Annotated in this window: 17 protein-coding genes; 2 read left to right on the top strand and 15 right to left on the bottom strand. The window is 70.7% G+C overall.

The features are described 5' to 3' along the window. Positions 1-350 precede the first annotated feature (350 nt). The 8 genes from ABD169_RS08050 to ABD169_RS08015 form a co-directional block, all read right to left on the bottom strand. Positions 351-1,229: a MurR/RpiR family transcriptional regulator gene (locus ABD169_RS08050; RefSeq protein WP_344031239.1), complete on the bottom strand. Its 879-nt coding sequence runs from the start codon at positions 1,227-1,229 to the stop codon at positions 351-353. Continuing rightward, positions 1,226-2,134 (bottom strand): phosphonate ABC transporter, permease protein PhnE, encoded by a 909-nt coding sequence (phnE, locus tag ABD169_RS08045; RefSeq protein WP_344031237.1) that lies wholly within the window; start codon positions 2,132-2,134, stop codon positions 1,226-1,228. The genes ABD169_RS08050 and phnE (ABD169_RS08045) overlap by 4 nt, the downstream gene beginning before the upstream one ends. Next, entirely contained in the window at positions 2,131-2,943 is an 813-nt protein-coding gene (gene phnE / locus ABD169_RS08040; protein ID WP_344031235.1) for a phosphonate ABC transporter, permease protein PhnE, read from the bottom strand. Before phnE (ABD169_RS08040) ends, phnE (ABD169_RS08045) begins: the two co-directional genes overlap by 4 nt. After that, positions 2,940-3,776 carry a phosphonate ABC transporter ATP-binding protein gene (phnC, locus tag ABD169_RS08035; RefSeq protein ID WP_344031233.1) on the bottom strand — a complete coding sequence of 279 codons (837 nt, stop codon included), beginning with the start codon at positions 3,774-3,776 and terminating at the stop codon, positions 2,940-2,942. The genes phnE (ABD169_RS08040) and phnC overlap by 4 nt, the downstream gene beginning before the upstream one ends. 26 nt (positions 3,777-3,802) lie before the next feature. Next, positions 3,803-4,816 (bottom strand): phosphate/phosphite/phosphonate ABC transporter substrate-binding protein, encoded by a 1,014-nt coding sequence (gene phnD / locus ABD169_RS08030; RefSeq protein ID WP_344031231.1) that lies wholly within the window; start codon positions 4,814-4,816, stop codon positions 3,803-3,805. A gap of 9 nt (positions 4,817-4,825) precedes the next feature. Continuing rightward, positions 4,826-5,536 carry an HAD family hydrolase gene (locus ABD169_RS08025; RefSeq protein ID WP_344031229.1) on the bottom strand — a complete coding sequence of 237 codons (711 nt, stop codon included), beginning with the start codon at positions 5,534-5,536 and terminating at the stop codon, positions 4,826-4,828. A gap of 83 nt (positions 5,537-5,619) precedes the next feature. Next, entirely contained in the window at positions 5,620-6,357 is a 738-nt protein-coding gene (locus ABD169_RS08020) for an amino acid deaminase (RefSeq protein ID WP_344031227.1), read from the bottom strand. Between the two features lie 119 nt (positions 6,358-6,476). Beyond that, a complete protein-coding gene (locus tag ABD169_RS08015) occupies positions 6,477-8,750 on the bottom strand; it encodes a polyribonucleotide nucleotidyltransferase (RefSeq protein ID WP_344031225.1) in 2,274 nt (757 codons plus the stop codon). 303 nt (positions 8,751-9,053) lie between these two features. Here ABD169_RS08015 and ABD169_RS08010 point away from each other — a divergent pair, with 303 nt between their 5' ends. Next, the gene (locus tag ABD169_RS08010; RefSeq protein ID WP_344031223.1) at positions 9,054-9,455 is read left to right on the top strand and encodes a hypothetical protein; all 402 of its coding nucleotides are present in this window, start codon (positions 9,054-9,056) and stop codon (positions 9,453-9,455) included. A 195-nt stretch (positions 9,456-9,650) separates the two neighbouring features. Here ABD169_RS08010 and ABD169_RS08005 read toward each other — a convergent pair whose 3' ends face one another. The 7 genes from ABD169_RS08005 to ABD169_RS07975 all read right to left on the bottom strand — a co-directional run bounded on the left by ABD169_RS08005 (position 9,651) and on the right by ABD169_RS07975 (position 15,027). Beyond that, positions 9,651-10,130 (bottom strand): SRPBCC domain-containing protein, encoded by a 480-nt coding sequence (locus tag ABD169_RS08005; protein ID WP_344031221.1) that lies wholly within the window; start codon positions 10,128-10,130, stop codon positions 9,651-9,653. Positions 10,131-10,161: 31 nt separating this feature from the next. Continuing rightward, positions 10,162-11,037: a PaaX family transcriptional regulator gene (locus ABD169_RS08000; protein ID WP_344031219.1), complete on the bottom strand. Its 876-nt coding sequence runs from the start codon at positions 11,035-11,037 to the stop codon at positions 10,162-10,164. Next, positions 11,034-11,534 (bottom strand): YqeB family protein, encoded by a 501-nt coding sequence (locus tag ABD169_RS07995; protein WP_344031217.1) that lies wholly within the window; start codon positions 11,532-11,534, stop codon positions 11,034-11,036. The genes ABD169_RS08000 and ABD169_RS07995 overlap by 4 nt, the downstream gene beginning before the upstream one ends. Positions 11,535-11,722: 188 nt before the next feature. Next, positions 11,723-13,315, bottom strand: a complete 1,593-nt coding sequence (gene serA, locus ABD169_RS07990) for a phosphoglycerate dehydrogenase (protein WP_344031215.1) — start codon at positions 13,313-13,315, stop codon at positions 11,723-11,725. A gap of 92 nt (positions 13,316-13,407) precedes the next feature. Further along, positions 13,408-13,734, bottom strand: a complete 327-nt coding sequence (locus tag ABD169_RS07985; protein ID WP_231580752.1) for a hypothetical protein — start codon at positions 13,732-13,734, stop codon at positions 13,408-13,410. Further along, a complete protein-coding gene (locus ABD169_RS07980) occupies positions 13,731-14,237 on the bottom strand; it encodes a hypothetical protein (protein ID WP_344031213.1) in 507 nt (168 codons plus the stop codon). Before ABD169_RS07980 ends, ABD169_RS07985 begins: the two co-directional genes overlap by 4 nt. Before the next feature lie 76 nt (positions 14,238-14,313). Beyond that, a complete protein-coding gene (locus ABD169_RS07975) occupies positions 14,314-15,027 on the bottom strand; it encodes a hypothetical protein (RefSeq protein ID WP_344031211.1) in 714 nt (237 codons plus the stop codon). A 117-nt stretch (positions 15,028-15,144) separates the two neighbouring features. On the opposite strand from ABD169_RS07975, the gene ABD169_RS07970 reads away from it, so the two are divergent. Next, positions 15,145-16,080 carry a hypothetical protein gene (locus tag ABD169_RS07970; RefSeq protein WP_344031209.1) on the top strand — a complete coding sequence of 312 codons (936 nt, stop codon included), beginning with the start codon at positions 15,145-15,147 and terminating at the stop codon, positions 16,078-16,080. Position 16,081 lies beyond the last annotated feature (1 nt).

The following is a 16,081-nucleotide window of genomic DNA, read 5'->3' as shown; positions in this document are numbered from 1 at the left end:
CGGACCGCGGATCCCCGCGCCGACCTCATCGAGACCCGGGTCATCCGTCCAGACCCGGGTCATCTATCGAGACCGGGGCCGAAGTGACGCAACTTTGGCACGCTCTCGACAGACAACCACCGCCTCGTCAGCAGACCACGGCCTCGATACAGAACCACGGTCTCGACGCGAACGAGCGAGGACCGGGGCGCGCTCGCGGAGCACCGCCGCACCGACCCCACGGCTCAAGCCCGCACCCCACGGCGCACACCATGCACCCCACGGCGCGCACCACGCGCGCCCCGAAACGCTCAGCCCCGCGACGCTCAGTCCCGCGACCCTCAGTCCCGCGACGCTCAGTCCCGCGACCCTCAGTCCCGCAGCACCCCCGCGAGCACGGAGAGCGCAGCGGCGCGCGCTTCGCGCCCGCGCTCGCCGCGGTGCTCGATGAAGAGCTCGACGAGCTGCTCGGTGAGCAGCATGAGCGCGGCGCGGGAGGTGTGGATCAGTTCGTCCTGGAAGCCTCCGCTCACGGGCGGCACGAGCAGCACGGTGTCGGCGAGTTCGGCCGTGCCCGAGCGCGAGAACGAGGTGATGGCGAGCACGCGCGCTCCCCCGGCCCGCGCCGCGCGCATCGCGTCGAGGGTCGCAGTGTTCGCGCCGGATCCCGAGAACACGACGCAGACCGAGTCTTTGCCGAGCTGCCGGGCGGCGATCTGCTGCGCGAGCGGGTCCGCGAAGTGCTCCGCCGGCCTGCCGGCCGAGTTCAGCCGCATGACGAGGTCGAGCCCGAGCGGCCCCGACAGCCCGTTCGCGACGACGAGCACGCGGTTCGCCTCGTCGAGCGCACGCACGAACGCGTCGACGGCCTCGGGTGTGAGCGCCGACACCGAGTCGCCGAGCCGCGCCCCGAAGCGCCCGATCCGGGATCGGAGCCGACCGAGCGCCGTCGCGTCCGCGCCGTCGCCCGCCTCCGCCGACTCCTGCCCCGCCTGTTCGAGCGCGAGCTCCTGCGCGAGCGCGACGCGCAGCTGCGGGTACCCCTCGTATCCGAGGGACTGCGCCGCGCGGATCACGGTCGTGCGGCCGACGCCCACGAGTTCGGCGAGGTCCTGCGCCGTCATGCCGACGGCGCGGTCGCGATCCTGCACGACGGCTTCGACGACGCGGCGTTCGGTGCGCTGCAGGCCGGGCGCGAGCGAAGCGATCCGCACGCTCGGCCGGGCCGATGGGTCTCCGGTCCAGCTCATGCTCGCCTTCCGTTCATGATGCGGCGGCGGATCGCCCCCGAGATCGCGTCCATGAGCATGGTCGCGATGACCACGACGATCAGCAGCATGCCGACCGTGTCCCACTGCCGGTAGTTGGTGTAGTTCGACAGCATACTTCCGATGCCGCCGGCTCCCACGAAGCCGAGCACGGCGGAGGTGCGGATGTTGATCTCGAAGCGGTAGAGCGCGAACGAGAGCAGCGCGGGGGCGACCGCGGGCCAGAGCGCCCAGCGCGTCACCGCGGCGGTCGTGCCGCCGGCCGCGCGCACGGCCTCGGCCGCGCCGTCCTGCACCGATTCGACCGACTCGTACACCCACTTGCCCTGCGTGCCGATGCCGGCGATCCCGAGCGCGAGCGCCCCGGTGAACGGCGTGAGGCCGGTGACGGTGAGCAGCACGAGCGCGATGATCACCTCGGGCACGGCCCGGATCACGGCGAAGAGCCCGCGCAGGATCACGCGCAGCCACAGCGGCCCGACGGAGTTCGCGGCGAGCATGCCGAGCGGGATCGAGATCACGACGCAGAGGATCGCGCCGATCCACGCCATCGAGATGGAACGCCAGGTCTCGAACAGGGCGCGCGGCAGCTTCTCCCAGTTCGGCGAGGCGAACATGAGCTCGAGGTAGTGCAGCACCTGGCCGGGCAGCGCCGGCAGTTCGGCCCACGAGATCTTGAGGCCGCTCGCGGCGACCAGGAAGACGAGGCCGGCGAGGATCGCCCACAGCGTCGGCCAGAGCCGCGACGGGCGGGGCGGCAGCGCGAGCGGCGCGAACGCACGCGGCGCAACAGCAGGCGCAACAGCAGACGCAGCAGCAGGCCCGGCGCCAGCATCCGCCGAAGCCGCGACGGGCCGAGGATCGACCCCCGGATCGAGACGGGTCATACGAGCCTCCTGCGCAGCAGATTGGAGACGATCTCGATCGCGATGACCACGACCAGGATCTCGAGGATGATCACCGAGACGTCGGAGTAGGCGTAGAAGCCGCGGCGCTCGTCGAGCAGGCGGCCGATGCCGCCCGCGCCCACGATGCCGAGGATCGCCGACACCCGCACGTTCAGTTCGAGCGCGTACAGCCACTGGTTCGCGAACAGCGGCAGCACCTGCGGCAGCGCGGTCGCCCGGTTGATCTGGAACTGGGTGCCGCCCGCGGCGCGGCCGGCCTCCATGTAGCCGTGGTCGGCGGCGTCGATCGCCTCCGAGACGAGCTTGACCACGATCCCGAGGTTGAAGAGGAACAGGGTGAGCACGCCCGGCAGCGCGCCGACGCCGACCATCGCGACGAGCACGGTCGCGTAGACGAGGTCGGGCACGGCGCGCATCACGTTCACGAGGGTGCGCACCACGCGCCGCGTGATCCCGTGGGGGTTGGTCGGGGCCGCGGCCCACAGCGTGATCGGCACCGAGCACAGCGCCGAGAGCACGGCGCCGACGAGCGCCATCTGCAGCGTCTCGAGCATGGGCGCCCAGGTGCGCGGCAGGAACGCGAGGTTCGGCTGGGCGAGCTGGGCGAGCTTCGTCAGGCCGTTGCGCCAGTGCCGCGCGATCGAGGCGAAGTCGAGGTCGATCCCGCCGATGGCGGGCAGGCACGTCGCGACGGTGAACGCGACGACCGCCGCGATCACGAGCGCGGTGCGCACGGTGCTGCGCGGCTTCGGCGGCAGTTCGAGGGCCACCCCGGTCCCCGCACTCACGCTCGCTCCCCCAGGCGGTCGCGCGGCTGAATGGGCCGGCCGTAGATCTGCTCGAAGTCGGCGTCGCTCGCGTCGGCGGCGGGGCCGTCGTAGACGATCCGCCCGTCGCGCAGCCCGATCATGCGGTCGGTGTACTGCCGCGCGAGATCCATGAGGTGGATGTTGACGAGCACGGTGAGCCCGCGCTCGGCGTTGATGCGCCGCAGGTCGGCCATCACCGCGTGCGCGGTGGGCGGATCGAGGCTCGCGACGGGTTCGTCGGCGAGCATCACGCTGGGCTCCTGCGCGAGCGCGCGCGCGATGGCCACGCGCTGCTTCTGCCCGCCCGAGAGCGCCCCGCCGCGCGCCCAGACCTTGTCGAGCATGCCGACCGAGTCGAGGGCCCGCAGCACGATCTCGCGATCGGTCGCGCTCGGGATCCCGAGCAGGGTGCGGTACGCGGGCGAGTGCGCGAAGCGGCCGACGAGCGCGTTGCGGTAGACGCTCGTGCGCTCGGCGAGGTTGAACGCCTGGAAGATCATGCCGATGTGCCCGCGGGCCTCGCGGAGGCCGCGGCCCCGCAGCTCGGAGACCCGGTGCGGGCCGACGGCCACCGTCCCCTCGGTGGCGCCGACGAGGCCGTTGAAGGTGCGGATCAGCGTCGACTTGCCGGATCCCGAGAGGCCGACGATGGAGACCATCTCGCCCGGTTCGATCGCGAGCGAGACGTCCTGCAGCGCGCGGGTGCCGTTCGGGTAGGTGACCGAGACGCGGTCGAGGGCGATGCGCCAAGAGGCGGCGGCCGGCGCGTGGCCGGCCCCCGCCCCGTGGCGCGCTTCGGTGGTGCTGGGCATTGAAGAATGAACCTGTCGCTGCGCGGTTACTTGGAGAACTGCTTGAGCACCTCGCCGTAGCGGGCGATCTGCTCGGGGGCGGTGTCGGCGGTCCAGTCGGAGAGGCCGACGAGCTTGAACATCACGTCCTTCGCCTCCTTCGACGAGTCGGCGTAGCCGTCCATCGCCTTCGTCAGCTTCTCGACGAGGTCGTCGGGCAGGGTGTCCGAGACCGCGACGCCGCCGTTCGGGATCATCTCGGTGTAGGCGAACGCCACGACCTTGTCGGCGACGTCGGGCGCCTCCTTGGTCACGGTCGTGCGCGCGTCCCAGTAGCCGAAGCTGACCTCGGCGTCGCCCTTGGAGACCGAGAGCACCGCGTTGTTGTTGCCCTCGACCGGCACCTGGGTGATCCCGGTGTCAGTGTTGATGCCGGCGTCGCGCATGGCGACGACCGGGTACTGGTAGCCGGCGGGCGAGGTGGCGGCCTGCAGGGCCACCTTGGTGCCCGGCGTGATCTTCTTCAGCGCGTCGATCCCGGCCGGTCCCTTGCCCGCCGCGTCCGCACCGGCCTTCTCGATGCCGTTGCAGTACGAGAGGTCGATGCCGCTGGCCGCGTACTTCACCGTGACGGGCTTGTCGGCGCAGTACTTGCCGGGGTTGTTCGTGTAGGCGACTCCCGCGTACGAGGTCGCGCCGAAGCGGACGTCGCGCAGGATCAGCTTGGCGCCGTGCTGCTCGGTGGCGTTGAACAGGGATCCGGCGTCGGTGATGACCACCTGGGCCTGGTCGGATCCGAGCGCCTCGACGGTGGCGGCGTAGTCGCTGGCGACGACGCCCTTCACCTCGATGCCGAGGTCCTTCGACAGGTACTTGGTCAGCGGGTCGAGCGCCTCGGCGAGATCCTCGCCCTCGACCGAGGGCACGAGCGAGATGGTGATCGACTTCGGCCAGTCCTTCGTGCCGCCGGCTGCGGAGGCCCCGGAGTCGGCGGCGCTGCAGCCCGCGAGTCCGAGCGCGAGGACGGCGAGTGCGCCTGCGGCGATGACGGATTTGCGCATGAGTGGGGGTTACCTTTCGGTGCCGGTTCCCGTGCCGAGCGGCGCGGGGCTGCTGGATGCCGCGGTCGCGGCCCAGGTTTCGATCTCGGTGCGGAGCGCGGCGAGCGAGCGCCCGCGCATCGTCACCGGAAGCTGTGCGTGCTGCGCGCCCGCGGCGGTGGCGCCGACCAGCGCGGTGTCGGCGCCGAGCGCGAGCGCGGGCACCAGGTCGAACTCGGCGATGTCGCCGATCGCGAGCACGGGGCCGTCTTCGAGGAGACGCGCGACGAGCGCGGTGAGGCCCGCGGGCTTGCCGACCGTGAAGCGGCGCTCGTCGAAGCGGTCGCGTACGCCCCAGGCGCGGAGCACGCGGTCGATGCCGGTCTCGGGCGCGTTGGTCGCGAGCACGAGGCGGGCGTGCCGCCCGAGCTCGGTCAGCAGCGCATCGAGCCCGTCGGCGGTCTCGACCGGGGCGAGCGGCGTGCCGAGCGCGTCGCGGCTGCGCTGGTAGGCCGCCTCGAGCACTTCCGGGGCGACGCCGTCGTCGGCGGCGAGGGATCCGACGATGTCGTATCCGTCGCGATAGGCGCTCTCCCCCGCGTCGTAGCGGGCGAGCTCGGCCTCGACGCGCTCGGCGTACCCCTCGGCCGCGGTTTCCGCGGCGATCCGCGCGTAGGCGCGGACGGGCCCGTGGCCGACGGCGAGCGTGCCGTCGAAGTCGAAGACGATGCTCGGTCGCATGTGCTCTCTTCCTCGTTCTGGACGTTTGATCCAAAACTACGAGCACAGATGGACGGGATGTCGATGAACGGGTGAACAGTCCGTTACGAGTGGCTGACCGCATTCCAACGGAGCACCGGTTCGCGCACGAACTCCTCGAGCAGCGGGGCCGGATCGCCCGAGAACGGGAACGTGGTGAGCAGCACGAGGCGGTCCGATGTGGGCGCGGATCCGGGCGGCGCGGCGGATCCGGTTCCGCCGGTTCCATCGGCGCCACCGGCGTCGGATCCGCCCGCTTCGATCCCGTAGACGAGCGCGGGCGTCTCCGCACCCGGGGCGCGGTGCAGCACGACGCGGCTGAGCCGGCCGTCGACCACCGCGTCGGCGACGAGGGATCCTGCGGGCGGGCGACGCAGCACGGGCAGCGCGGCGGCGGTGACGCGCGCGAGCAGCGTGGGTTCGGGATCGGATCCCGGGGCACCGGATCCCGGCGGACTGGGCTGGGGCGCGTCGAGGTGGAAGGCGTCGGCGGGCAGGCCGTAGGCGCGGGCGAGGGTGCCGTCGTGCCAGCGGTCGCGTTTGTAGCCGAAGGGGGTGGGCACGGTGGAGTACCAGTAGCCGTAGACGTGCAGGAGGCCGGCGTGGCCGATGGGGAACGCGGCGTCGAGGCCGGCGGCCCGGTGCAGGGTCTCGAACAGTTCGGCGTCGATGGAGGGCACGCCGGTGTGTTCGTCGATGAGGGTGGAGGCGCCCCAGTGGGCGAGGCGGCCGGTTGCGGTGTCGCGGCGGACGGCGTCGAGCACGGGTGGGAGTTCGGGCAGCGGGAAGGGCGCGTCGGTCACGGGTTCGACTATGCCAGGTCGCGGGGCGGGGTGCGGACGTCTGGTGCGGGGACGACGAAGCCCCGGGCGCGGTGCGCCCGGGGCTCGGTCAGGGCCGGATCGGGATCCGACTCTCGGAGTTACTCGGCTGCGGCCTCTTCGGTCGCGGCGTCGGCTGCGGGGGCGTCGCCCTCGGCAGCGTCCTCTTCGAGCACCGGGGCGAGCGACAGCTTGCCGCGATCGTCGACCTTGGTGATCTGGACGAGGATCTTCTGCCCGATGGAGAGCACCTCGTCGACGGACTCGATGCGCTTGCCGCCGACGAGCTTGCGCACCTCGGAGATGTGCAGCAGGCCGTCCTTGCCGGGGAGCAGCGACACGAAGGCGCCGAAGGTGGCGTTCTTCACGACGGTGCCGAGGTACTGCTCGCCGACCTCGGGGTTCTGCGGGTTGGCGATGGCGTTGACCTGGGCGCGGGCGGCCTCGGCCGACGGGCCGTCGACGGCGCCGATGTAGACGGTGCCGTCGTCGTCGATGGAGATGTCGGCGCCGGTCTCGTCCTGGATGCCGTTGATCGTCTTGCCCTTGGGGCCGATCAGCTCGCCGATCTTGTCGACGGGGATGTTGACCGTGATGACGCGGGGCGCGGTGGGCGCCATCTCGTCGGGGGCGTCGATCGCCTGGTTCAGCACGTTGAGGATCGTGGTGCGAGCCTCCTTCGCCTGCGACAGCGCGCCGGCGAGGACATCCGAGGGGATGCCGTCGAGCTTGGTGTCGAGCTGCAGTGCGGTGACGAACTCCGAGGTGCCTGCAACCTTGAAGTCCATGTCGCCGAGCGCGTCCTCCGCACCGAGGATGTCGGTGAGGGTCGCGTAGCGGGTCTCGCCGTCGACCTCGTCGGAGACGAGGCCCATGGCGATGCCTGCGACGGGCGCGCGCAGCGGCACACCGGCGTTGAGCAGCGACAGCGTGGAGGCGCAGACGGAGCCCATCGAGGTGGAGCCGTTGGAGCCGAGCGCCTCGGACACCTGGCGGATGGCGTAGGGGAACTCGTCACGGGCGGGCAGCACCGGCACGAGTGCGCGCTCGGCGAGGAAGCCGTGCCCGATCTCGCGACGCTTCGGCGACCCCACGCGGCCGGTCTCACCGGTCGAGTAGGGCGGGAAGTTGTAGTGGTGCAGGTAGCGCTTGCTGGTGACGGGCGACAGCGAGTCGATCTGCTGCTCCATCTTGAGCATGTTCAGCGTGGTGACGCCCATGATCTGGGTCTCGCCTCGCTGGAAGATCGCCGAGCCGTGGACGCGGGGAATGACCTGCACCTCGGCGTCGAGATCGCGGATGTCGCGGGGGCCGCGGCCATCGATGCGGGCACCCTCGGAGAGGATGCGACCGCGCACGATCTTCTTGGTGACCGACTTGTAGGCGGCGGAGACCTGACCCTCGACCTCGGCGGGCAGCTCGCCGGCCTCGACCTTGGCCGCGATGGCCTCCTTGACGCGCGCCTTGAGCGCGTCGTCGGCGTCCTGACGCTCCTGCTTGTCGGCGATCTGGTAGATGCCGGCGAGCTCGGTCTCGGCGAGGGCGGCGACGGCAGCGTAGGCCTCGTCGGTGTAGGGCAGGAACACGGGGTACTCCTGCACCTCCTTCGCCGACTGGGCTGCGAGCTGCTCCTGCGCCTTGACGAGCTGCGAGAGGAAGGGCTTGGCGGCCTCGAGACCCTGGGCGACGACGGCCTCGTCGGGCTTGGTCGCGCCGGCCTTGATCAGGTTCCAGGAACCCTCGGTGGCCTCGGCCTCGACCATCATGATGGCGACGTCCTCGGTTCCGTCGGCCTTGGTGACCACGCGGCCGGCGACAGTGAGGTCGAAGACGGCGTCCTTCAGCTGCTCGACGTTGGGGAACGCGACCCACTGGTCACCGATGAGCGCGAGGCGCACGCCGGCGATGGGACCCGAGAAGGGCAGGCCCGAGATCTGGGTCGATGCCGACGCCGCGTTGATCGCGAGGGCGTCGTAGAACTCGCCCGGCGCGATCGAGAGGACGGTGATGACGATCTGGACCTCGTTGCGGAGGCCGTCGACGAACGACGGGCGCAGGGGGCGGTCGATCAGGCGGCAGACGAGGATCGCCTCGGTCGAGGGGCGGCCCTCGCGGCGGAAGAACGAGCCGGGGATCTTGCCGGCGGCGTACGAACGCTCTTCGACGTCGACGGTCAGCGGGAAGAAGTCGAAGTGATCCTTCGGCTGCTTGGAGGCGCTGGTGGCCGAGAGGAGCATGGTCTCCTCGTCGAGGTACGCGGCGACCGCGCCCTGCGCCTGCTGTGCGAGGCGGCCGGCCTCGAAACGGATGGTGCGCTTGCCGAACTTGCCGTTGTCGAGCACAGCCTCGGCGAACTTGATTTCAGGACCCTCCACGGGTTCTCCTTACGTGCTTTGAGCACGCGGCGAGCTGCCTCGAACGCGGATTCATGTGGACGAGGCGCTGATCGACAGTCGAAGACCACCCTGCGGTTCCGTCGCCCCGAGCGGGTCGGGGCCGGGCTGAGGGATCCACCACCGAAGACCAGCACGCTGCCGACGTGCTCGATTCATCGTTGATGCAGACAGACGTCTGCTCCCCCAGGCTAGCATCGCGCGACCGTTTCGACCCGATTTTCGCGGCGAACGAGCTGAACCGCTGCGTGATCTAGAAAAAGGTCGAGCTGGCATACTAGCCCCATGCGACGCATCACCGGCCGTGCACTCGGCACCTGGAGCCTCCGACTCGACGCCGCCTACTGCCTGATCCTCGGCATCTTCGTCGCCGCAGCCGCCCCGCAGATCGCCACCGCCGTCGCACTCCCCGTGCCACTGCTCATCGCGACCGGCAGCATCGTCGCCGTCTGGGCCGGCAGCGTGCTCTGGATGGTCGCCCATCTCAGGCTCCGCATCGCCCTGCACCTCGTCATGGGCGTCAACATCCTGGCCGCGGCGCTCATCGCCGTCGCATCGCTCACCGCCACAAGCGCCCTCGCGATCATCGCCGTTCTCGCCATCGCCCTCGACGTCGCACTCTTCGCCACCAGCCAACTCATCGCGATCCGCAAGATCAACGCCACACCGCAGACCGCGACGGCCTGACCGCCACATCGCACGCTCGGCGCCGATCGCCGCGTTCACTCAGCCGGATATCTCCGCTCAGCCGGACGAATACGGCCCAGCGATCCGGCTGAGCGTTCGAATCCGGCTGAGCGAACGTGCGCAGCCGAACAAGCGGACCGGCTGAGCGAAGGGGCAGGCGGGCAGGCCAAGCCTCAGCCTGGACCTGCCCGAACCCTACTTGTAGAACCCCTCGCGCAGCACGATCCCGTGCTCCAGCCACACCTTCAGCGCAGCGAGGAAACCGGTCCAGCCCATGCAGTTGCCGAACGCGCCCTGCGCACCCGCGGGCGTCAGCGTCCACGCCTGCTCGGTGATCCGCACCTCGGTGCGCGCGCCGTCGTCGGCCGGGCGGAACTCGAACGTCACCCGCGTCGCCTCGCCCTCGACCACGACGCCGGCCTCACCGCCCCAGGAGATCACGATCCGCTCCCCCGGAACCGCCTCGCTCACCTCGACCGGGAACGCCCCCGGGAAATCGGCGAAGTCCCAACGCACCGTCGCACCGGTCTCGAGCCGCCCCTCTGCTCCTCCGGTCGTGAAGTAGCGGCTCAGCGCCGCCGGATCGGCCACCGCCTCGTACGTCTCGGCCGGGGTGCGCGACACGAAGCCGTACACCGTGAACTCCAGCTCGGTCAGGTCCGTCTCTGCACTCATACCCCGACCCTACGCCCGCGTCGCCGAGGAGTCACGCGCCCCAGTCGAACACCGGGAGACCGGGCTCGCGCGAACGCAGCTGCTCCCACTCGACCACGAACTCCCGGCGCAACCGCAGCGGACGCCACTCGCCCGGCAGCAGCTCGGCGGGCAGCAGCGGATCCTCCCGCAGCCCCGCGTCCAGCGCTTCGAGCAGCGCCAGCGCGCGAGCCGTGACCGCCACCGGGCCCCGCGGTTCGGTGGATGGCGGGTCGGCGAGCACCGCCGCCAGCGTGCCGTAGGCCGCGTCGATGCCGCCCGCGGGCCACAGGTGCTCGGCGAGATCCCGAGGGGTCTCGCACCCCGGCACCGACGGCTCGGCGAGCACCGCCGAGATGAGGTATCGATCCAGCGTCTCGCCCGGTACCGAACGCCGCAGCTCGACGCCCAGATCGTGCGGCGACACGTACACTCCGGGCAGCAGCGGCGCGGCGCCCAGCGCCAGCAGCAGCTTGCGCAGACCGTCGCGCTCCGCCCGCTGCCGCTCCGGCACCGAGAAGCCGTACATGCGCCAGCGCCCGTCCCACGGCACCTCGCCGCGATCCTGCGCGAACGCGAACCCCAGGAGCGCGAGCTCGCGATCCGCCCGCTGCCCACCATGCTCGGTGAGCAGCAAATGACCGGCGCGCCCGCGACCGTGCTGCTCCAGGATCCTCTCGCCCTGCATGCGCCGCAGCGCCAGGCGCACGGTCTGCTCGGGCAGCCCGACCGCGAGACCGAGGTCGTAGACCGTGTCGAGCTCGGCGCGACCCTCGGACGAGAAGCACGCCTCGATCACCGTGCGCGGCGAGATCGCCACCGGAGGCGCAGCGGCCGGCAGCGCGCCGGATGCCGCATCCGGCAGAGCGCCGGGATCCGCGCCGCTCATCGCCGCTCCTCCGCACGCTCGATGTTCTCCCACGGATACCCGTGATCCACGAACGCCGCCGCGACCGCCGCCTTCCCGCCTTCGACGTCACCGTGGTAGAGCACCCGACCACCCGCGGAATCGATGCGGACCTTGCCGCCCTGGCGGTACACGCCCGCGACGAGCTCGCGCGGGATCACGCGGCGATCCTCGCCCTCCTGCACCACGATCTCGGCATCGGTGATGCGCAGGATCGCGCTCTCGTGGGTGATCATGAACGCGATCACGAGCCCGACGACGCCGAGCACCACGGGACGCCCGACCACCATGATGGGCGCGTCGAAGGAGCCCAGGAACTTGAGGATCTCGATGTACGGGATCGGCCACTTCGCCACGTACTGGAGCAGCCAGGGCAGCAGGAAGCCCAACGCGACACCGGCGCCGCCGCACACCACCCACACGAACACCCGGTCGGAGGGACTGAGTTCGAGCACCGTCTCACGGCGTTCGGCTGACATGGGGCACCTTTCGTCGAGTTGGTTGCGAATGCCCCTAATCTATCAGATCTAGCACTGTCGTTTTCTGAGAGATATTTACACTCTCCCGCATCCGCCCCGCGTCGGTCCCGGAACGCGAACGGCGCCCCGACCGCAGGGGTCGGGGCGCCGTTCGGCTGCGGAAGCGTGGCGCCGGTGCGCCGCCGCGCCTAGTCCTCGACGATGTCGATCGCGTGCAGCGAGTCGGCCGCGATGGCCTCGCCCAGCTGCGCGAGCAGATCCTCCGAGACGGGAGCATCGACCGACAGCACCGAGAGGGCCGTGCCGGCCTTCTCGTCGCGCGCGATCTGGAGCCCCGCGATGTTGACGCCGGCGTCGCCGAGCAGCCCGCCGTACGCCGCGACGATGCCGGGGCGGTCGGTGTAGGTGAACACGACGAGGTGCTCGGAGAGCGGCAGCTCGAGGTCGTAGCCGTTGATCTCGACGATCTTCTCGACCTGCTTGGGACCGGTGAGGGTGCCCGAGACCGAGATCGGCGTGCCGTCGGCGAGGGTGCCGCGCAGCGTGATCACGTTGCGGTAGCTCTCGGAGACCGCGTCGACGCTGAACCGCACCTCGAGGTCGCGCTGCTCGGCGAGCAGCGGCGCGTTGACGTACGACACGGGGTCGCTGACGATCTTCGAGAAGAGGCCCTTGAGCGCGGCGAGACGCAGCACCTCGACGCGGTGCTCGGCGAGCTCGCCGTGCACCTCGATGTCGAGCGCGGTGACCGGACCGTCGGCGAGGCCGGCGAACACCTGGCCCAGCTTCTCGGTGAGCGGGAGACCCGGCTTCACGTACTCGTTGATCACGCCGCCGGCGACGTTGACCGCGTCGGGCACGAGCTCGCCAGCGAGCGCCAGTCGCACCGACTTCGCGACCGAGACACCGGCCTTCTCCTGTGCTTCCTCGGTCGAGGCGCCCAGGTGCGGGGTCACGTTGGTGTTGGGCAGACCGGTCAGCGACGCATCGGCGGGGGGCTCCTGCACGAACACGTCGAGCGCGGCACCGGCGATCTCGCCGGCGGCGAGGGCCGCAGCGAGCGCGGCCTCGTCGATCAGGCCGCCGCGGGCCACGTTCACCACGAACGCGGTCGGCTTCATGGCCTTCAGCTGGGCCTCGCCGATCATGCCCGTGGTCTCGGGCGTGCGCGGCATGTGGATCGTGAGGAAGTCGGCACGGGCGACGAGGTCGTCGAGCTCGACCAGCTCGACCCCGAGCTGCTGCGCGCGCGCAGCGGTGATGTAGGGGTCGTACGCGATGAGGTCGACGCCGAAGCCGCGCAGGCGCTCGGCGACGAGCGCCCCGATGCGGCCGAGGCCGATGATGCCGATGGTCTTCTCGAACAGCTCGGTGCCGGTGAACGAGGAGCGCTTCCACTCGCCCGCGGACAGCGACGCGTGCGCGCGCTGCAGGTTGCGGGCGAGGCCGAGGACGTGCGCGACCGTGAGCTCGGCGGCGCTGATGATGTTGGAGGTCGGCGCGTTGACGACCATGACGCCGGCCTGCGTGGCGGCCTTGATGTCGACGTTGTCGAGACCGACGCCGGCACGGGCGACGACCTTGAGCTGCGGTGCCCACGAGAGCGCCTCGGCGTCGATCTGGGTGGCGGATCGGATGAGCACCGCGTCAGCGGTGGCCAGCGCGTCCTTCAGCGCCGCACGGTCGGTGCCGTCGACGTTGACCACGTCGAAGTCGGGACCGAGCGCGGCGATGGTGGCCGGCGAGAGTTGTTCAGCGATGAGGACGACAGGGGTAGCCAAGGAGCGGTTCCTTCGGGGTCGACGGCGATGCGCCCGTTACGGACGCCCGGATTCCAGCTTAGCCGTGCCGCGGAAGCGCCCGCGACACGGTGTCACGCGAAGAAACCGGCCTGCGGGACGACGTGCATGACGTCGAGTTGCGCGACGGCCACGACCGCGAGCCCTGCCGCCAGCAGCAGCACGCGGCCCCAGGCGCGCAGCCGGCGCCCGAACAGCAGGGCGGCGATGAGCACGAGGAAGGGCAGCACGATCCCGAAGAGCAGCCAGAACCAGCCGAGCGGGCTGAAGCCGAGACCCAGGCGCGATCCGAGTTCTTGCATGCCCAGCAAGTTGCCGAACTGCACGAACACGGCGTAGGCGTAGAGCCCGGTGACGAGCAGGCCCGCGACCCACGCGCCGATCAGCGAGAAACGGTTCACTGAGCACTCACCACCAGCATCGGGAGCGGAAGGAGGACGACGGCGCCGAGCACGAGGGCGACGCCGAGCCAGAACGCGCGGCGGCGCAGGAACAGGACCGCCGAGAGGAACCACAGCACGGTGGCGAACGGAGCGGCCCAGAACAGGATCTGCTGCAGCACCTGCCCGAAGGATCCGCTGCCCGCCGCGACGGTGGTGTTGAAGTCGGCGTAGGCCTTGGCCACGACGAACCAGCCCCAGGTGTAGAGCGCGTAGAGACCGCCGAACACGCCGAGCAGCACCAGGACCGCGTTGCTCGCCTGCTCGGGGGCGCCATCGGTCTCGGGATCGGCCACGGCCTCGGACGGGATCGCCCCGTCGGCCTCCGGGTCGCCGGCGAGGGCCGCCTCGTCGGCCTGCGGCTCCGCGGGCGCGCCCGACGGCGTCGACGATTCGTCGCCCTCGACCACCCAGCCGCTGGCCAGGGTGCTCGCGCGCGCCTCGGCGTTCGACTTCTTTCGCATGGATTCCAGCCTATCCGCTCTCACCTGAGCGATCGTGCCGGGACCGCGTCGGCGCGAAGGCCGAGCAGGGTGCGACCTACCGAGGCAGATCCTCGAACCCGCACGGATACTCCGTGCAGGGCAGCTTCGGATTCCGCGGCACGACGCCGACGGGCGGACGCAGGGCGTCCGCGGCGTCGGCCGGAGGCATCAGCTGGACCCCCTTCGTCGTCATCACATCGCGCAGGACGTCGCACTCGGGGTCGAAGGCGGGCTGCTCGTAGTCGAACGCGCGCAGCGTCTCCGGCGAGAACTCGTCCGCGAGCGCATCCAGCTTCTGCTCCAGCTCGGGATCCGAGACCCGGGCCCGCTCCGACCAGAGCCGCACCGGACGCGTCTGCTCGGCGGAGACGCGCACCGCGACGATGCTCGGATCCCAGATGATCGGGACCCGCGGGCCCCGCACCCTCAGGTCGTAGGTGAATCCGGGGATGAGGCGGATCTTCCGACCGGGATCGGCCGCGCAGGCGACCTCCTTCCCCGCGACGAAGCTCCCGCAGTCGATTCCGACCCTCGGGAAGAAGTTCCCCCGACGGGCCGCTCGAGTGCTCCCGACCTTCGAGGAGCTCTCGACCGTGCACGATGCCTGTTCGCGCTTCGGGAACAGCGGGTTCGCGACCGGCAGGGCCATCGTGACCAGGACGAGCGCCCCGAGGACCGCGAGAACGATGAAGGTCCGTCGCCGCCAAGGCCTCGGCGAGCCCTTCCGCCCCGGCAGCACCCCCGAGGTCGTTTCGTCGTCCTGTTCCATGCCGCCATCCTCGCAGACGGGCATCGCGCGACTTCCGGCACCGCCCTCTTCGCCTCGTCACTGGCTCCCAGTAGGCTGTGCACAGTATCGACGATCCAGCTCGAGAAGAGGCCCACCGTGTCCTACGCAAGCACCCCGCGCCGCAAGCAGGCGCCGACGCCCGCCGCGGGCTCCGAGCCGGCACCCGGCTGGACCCCCACCCCCGAGGCCAAGGCGAAAGCCACCCGCTTCCGCTGGATCGCCGCGATCCTCTGGGCCGTGGCCATCATCCTCGAGGCCGTCTCGATCTTCTGGCTGCTCCGCCAGCGCGAGGTCACCGGCACCGACGGCGAACTGGTGCGCAACCCGCAGACGGGCATCCTCGAGTCCTCCGCCTCGACGAGCACCTTCCCGCAGTGGGCCTTCGTCTCGCTGATCATCGCGATCGTGATCATCGGCGCGCTCTCGATCACCGGCTCGATGCTCTGGAAGCAGGCGAACCGCCTCGACCCGGCCCGCCGCTCCGACACCGTGCGCTTCTTCGTGCAGAACCAGCTCGGCGCGATCATCGCCATCATCGCGTTCCTGCCGCTCATCATCCTGATCTTCCTGAACAAGGACATGAACGGGAAGCAGAAGGGCATCGCGGGTGCGATCGGCATCGTCGTCGCGCTCGCCGCCGTGGCGCTCGGCATCGACTACAACCCGCCGTCGGTCGAGAAGTACACGGCCGACCAGTCCACCGTGATCCAGCTGCTCGGCAAGGACCAGGTGGTCTGGGTCGACGGCGGCAAGGTGTACCACGTCTGCGACCAGGTCTCCGATATCCAGACCGGCAGCGACAAGCGCACCGGCACCACCGCCCAGGCGGTCGAGGCCGGCAAGAACCGCCTCACCCTGAAGTTCGCGAGCGAGATGCGCACCTGCGGACTCGAGGTCCCGCAGAACGCCGACGAGATCGCCGCGGCGCTCAAGCAGATCCAGGACGGCAGCGCCAGCACGACGCTCCCGGCTCCCGTGTGGGCCGACGGCAAGGCGCCCATCACGATCCCGGACGCCGCGCCCGCGTCCTGAG

It is taken from the genome of Leucobacter iarius, assembly GCF_039530105.1.
GTDB classification, from domain to species: domain Bacteria; phylum Actinomycetota; class Actinomycetes; order Actinomycetales; family Microbacteriaceae; genus Leucobacter; species Leucobacter iarius.
The sequence above is the reverse complement of the archived record's forward strand: the minus strand, read 5'-3'. Positions and strand labels throughout refer to the sequence as shown.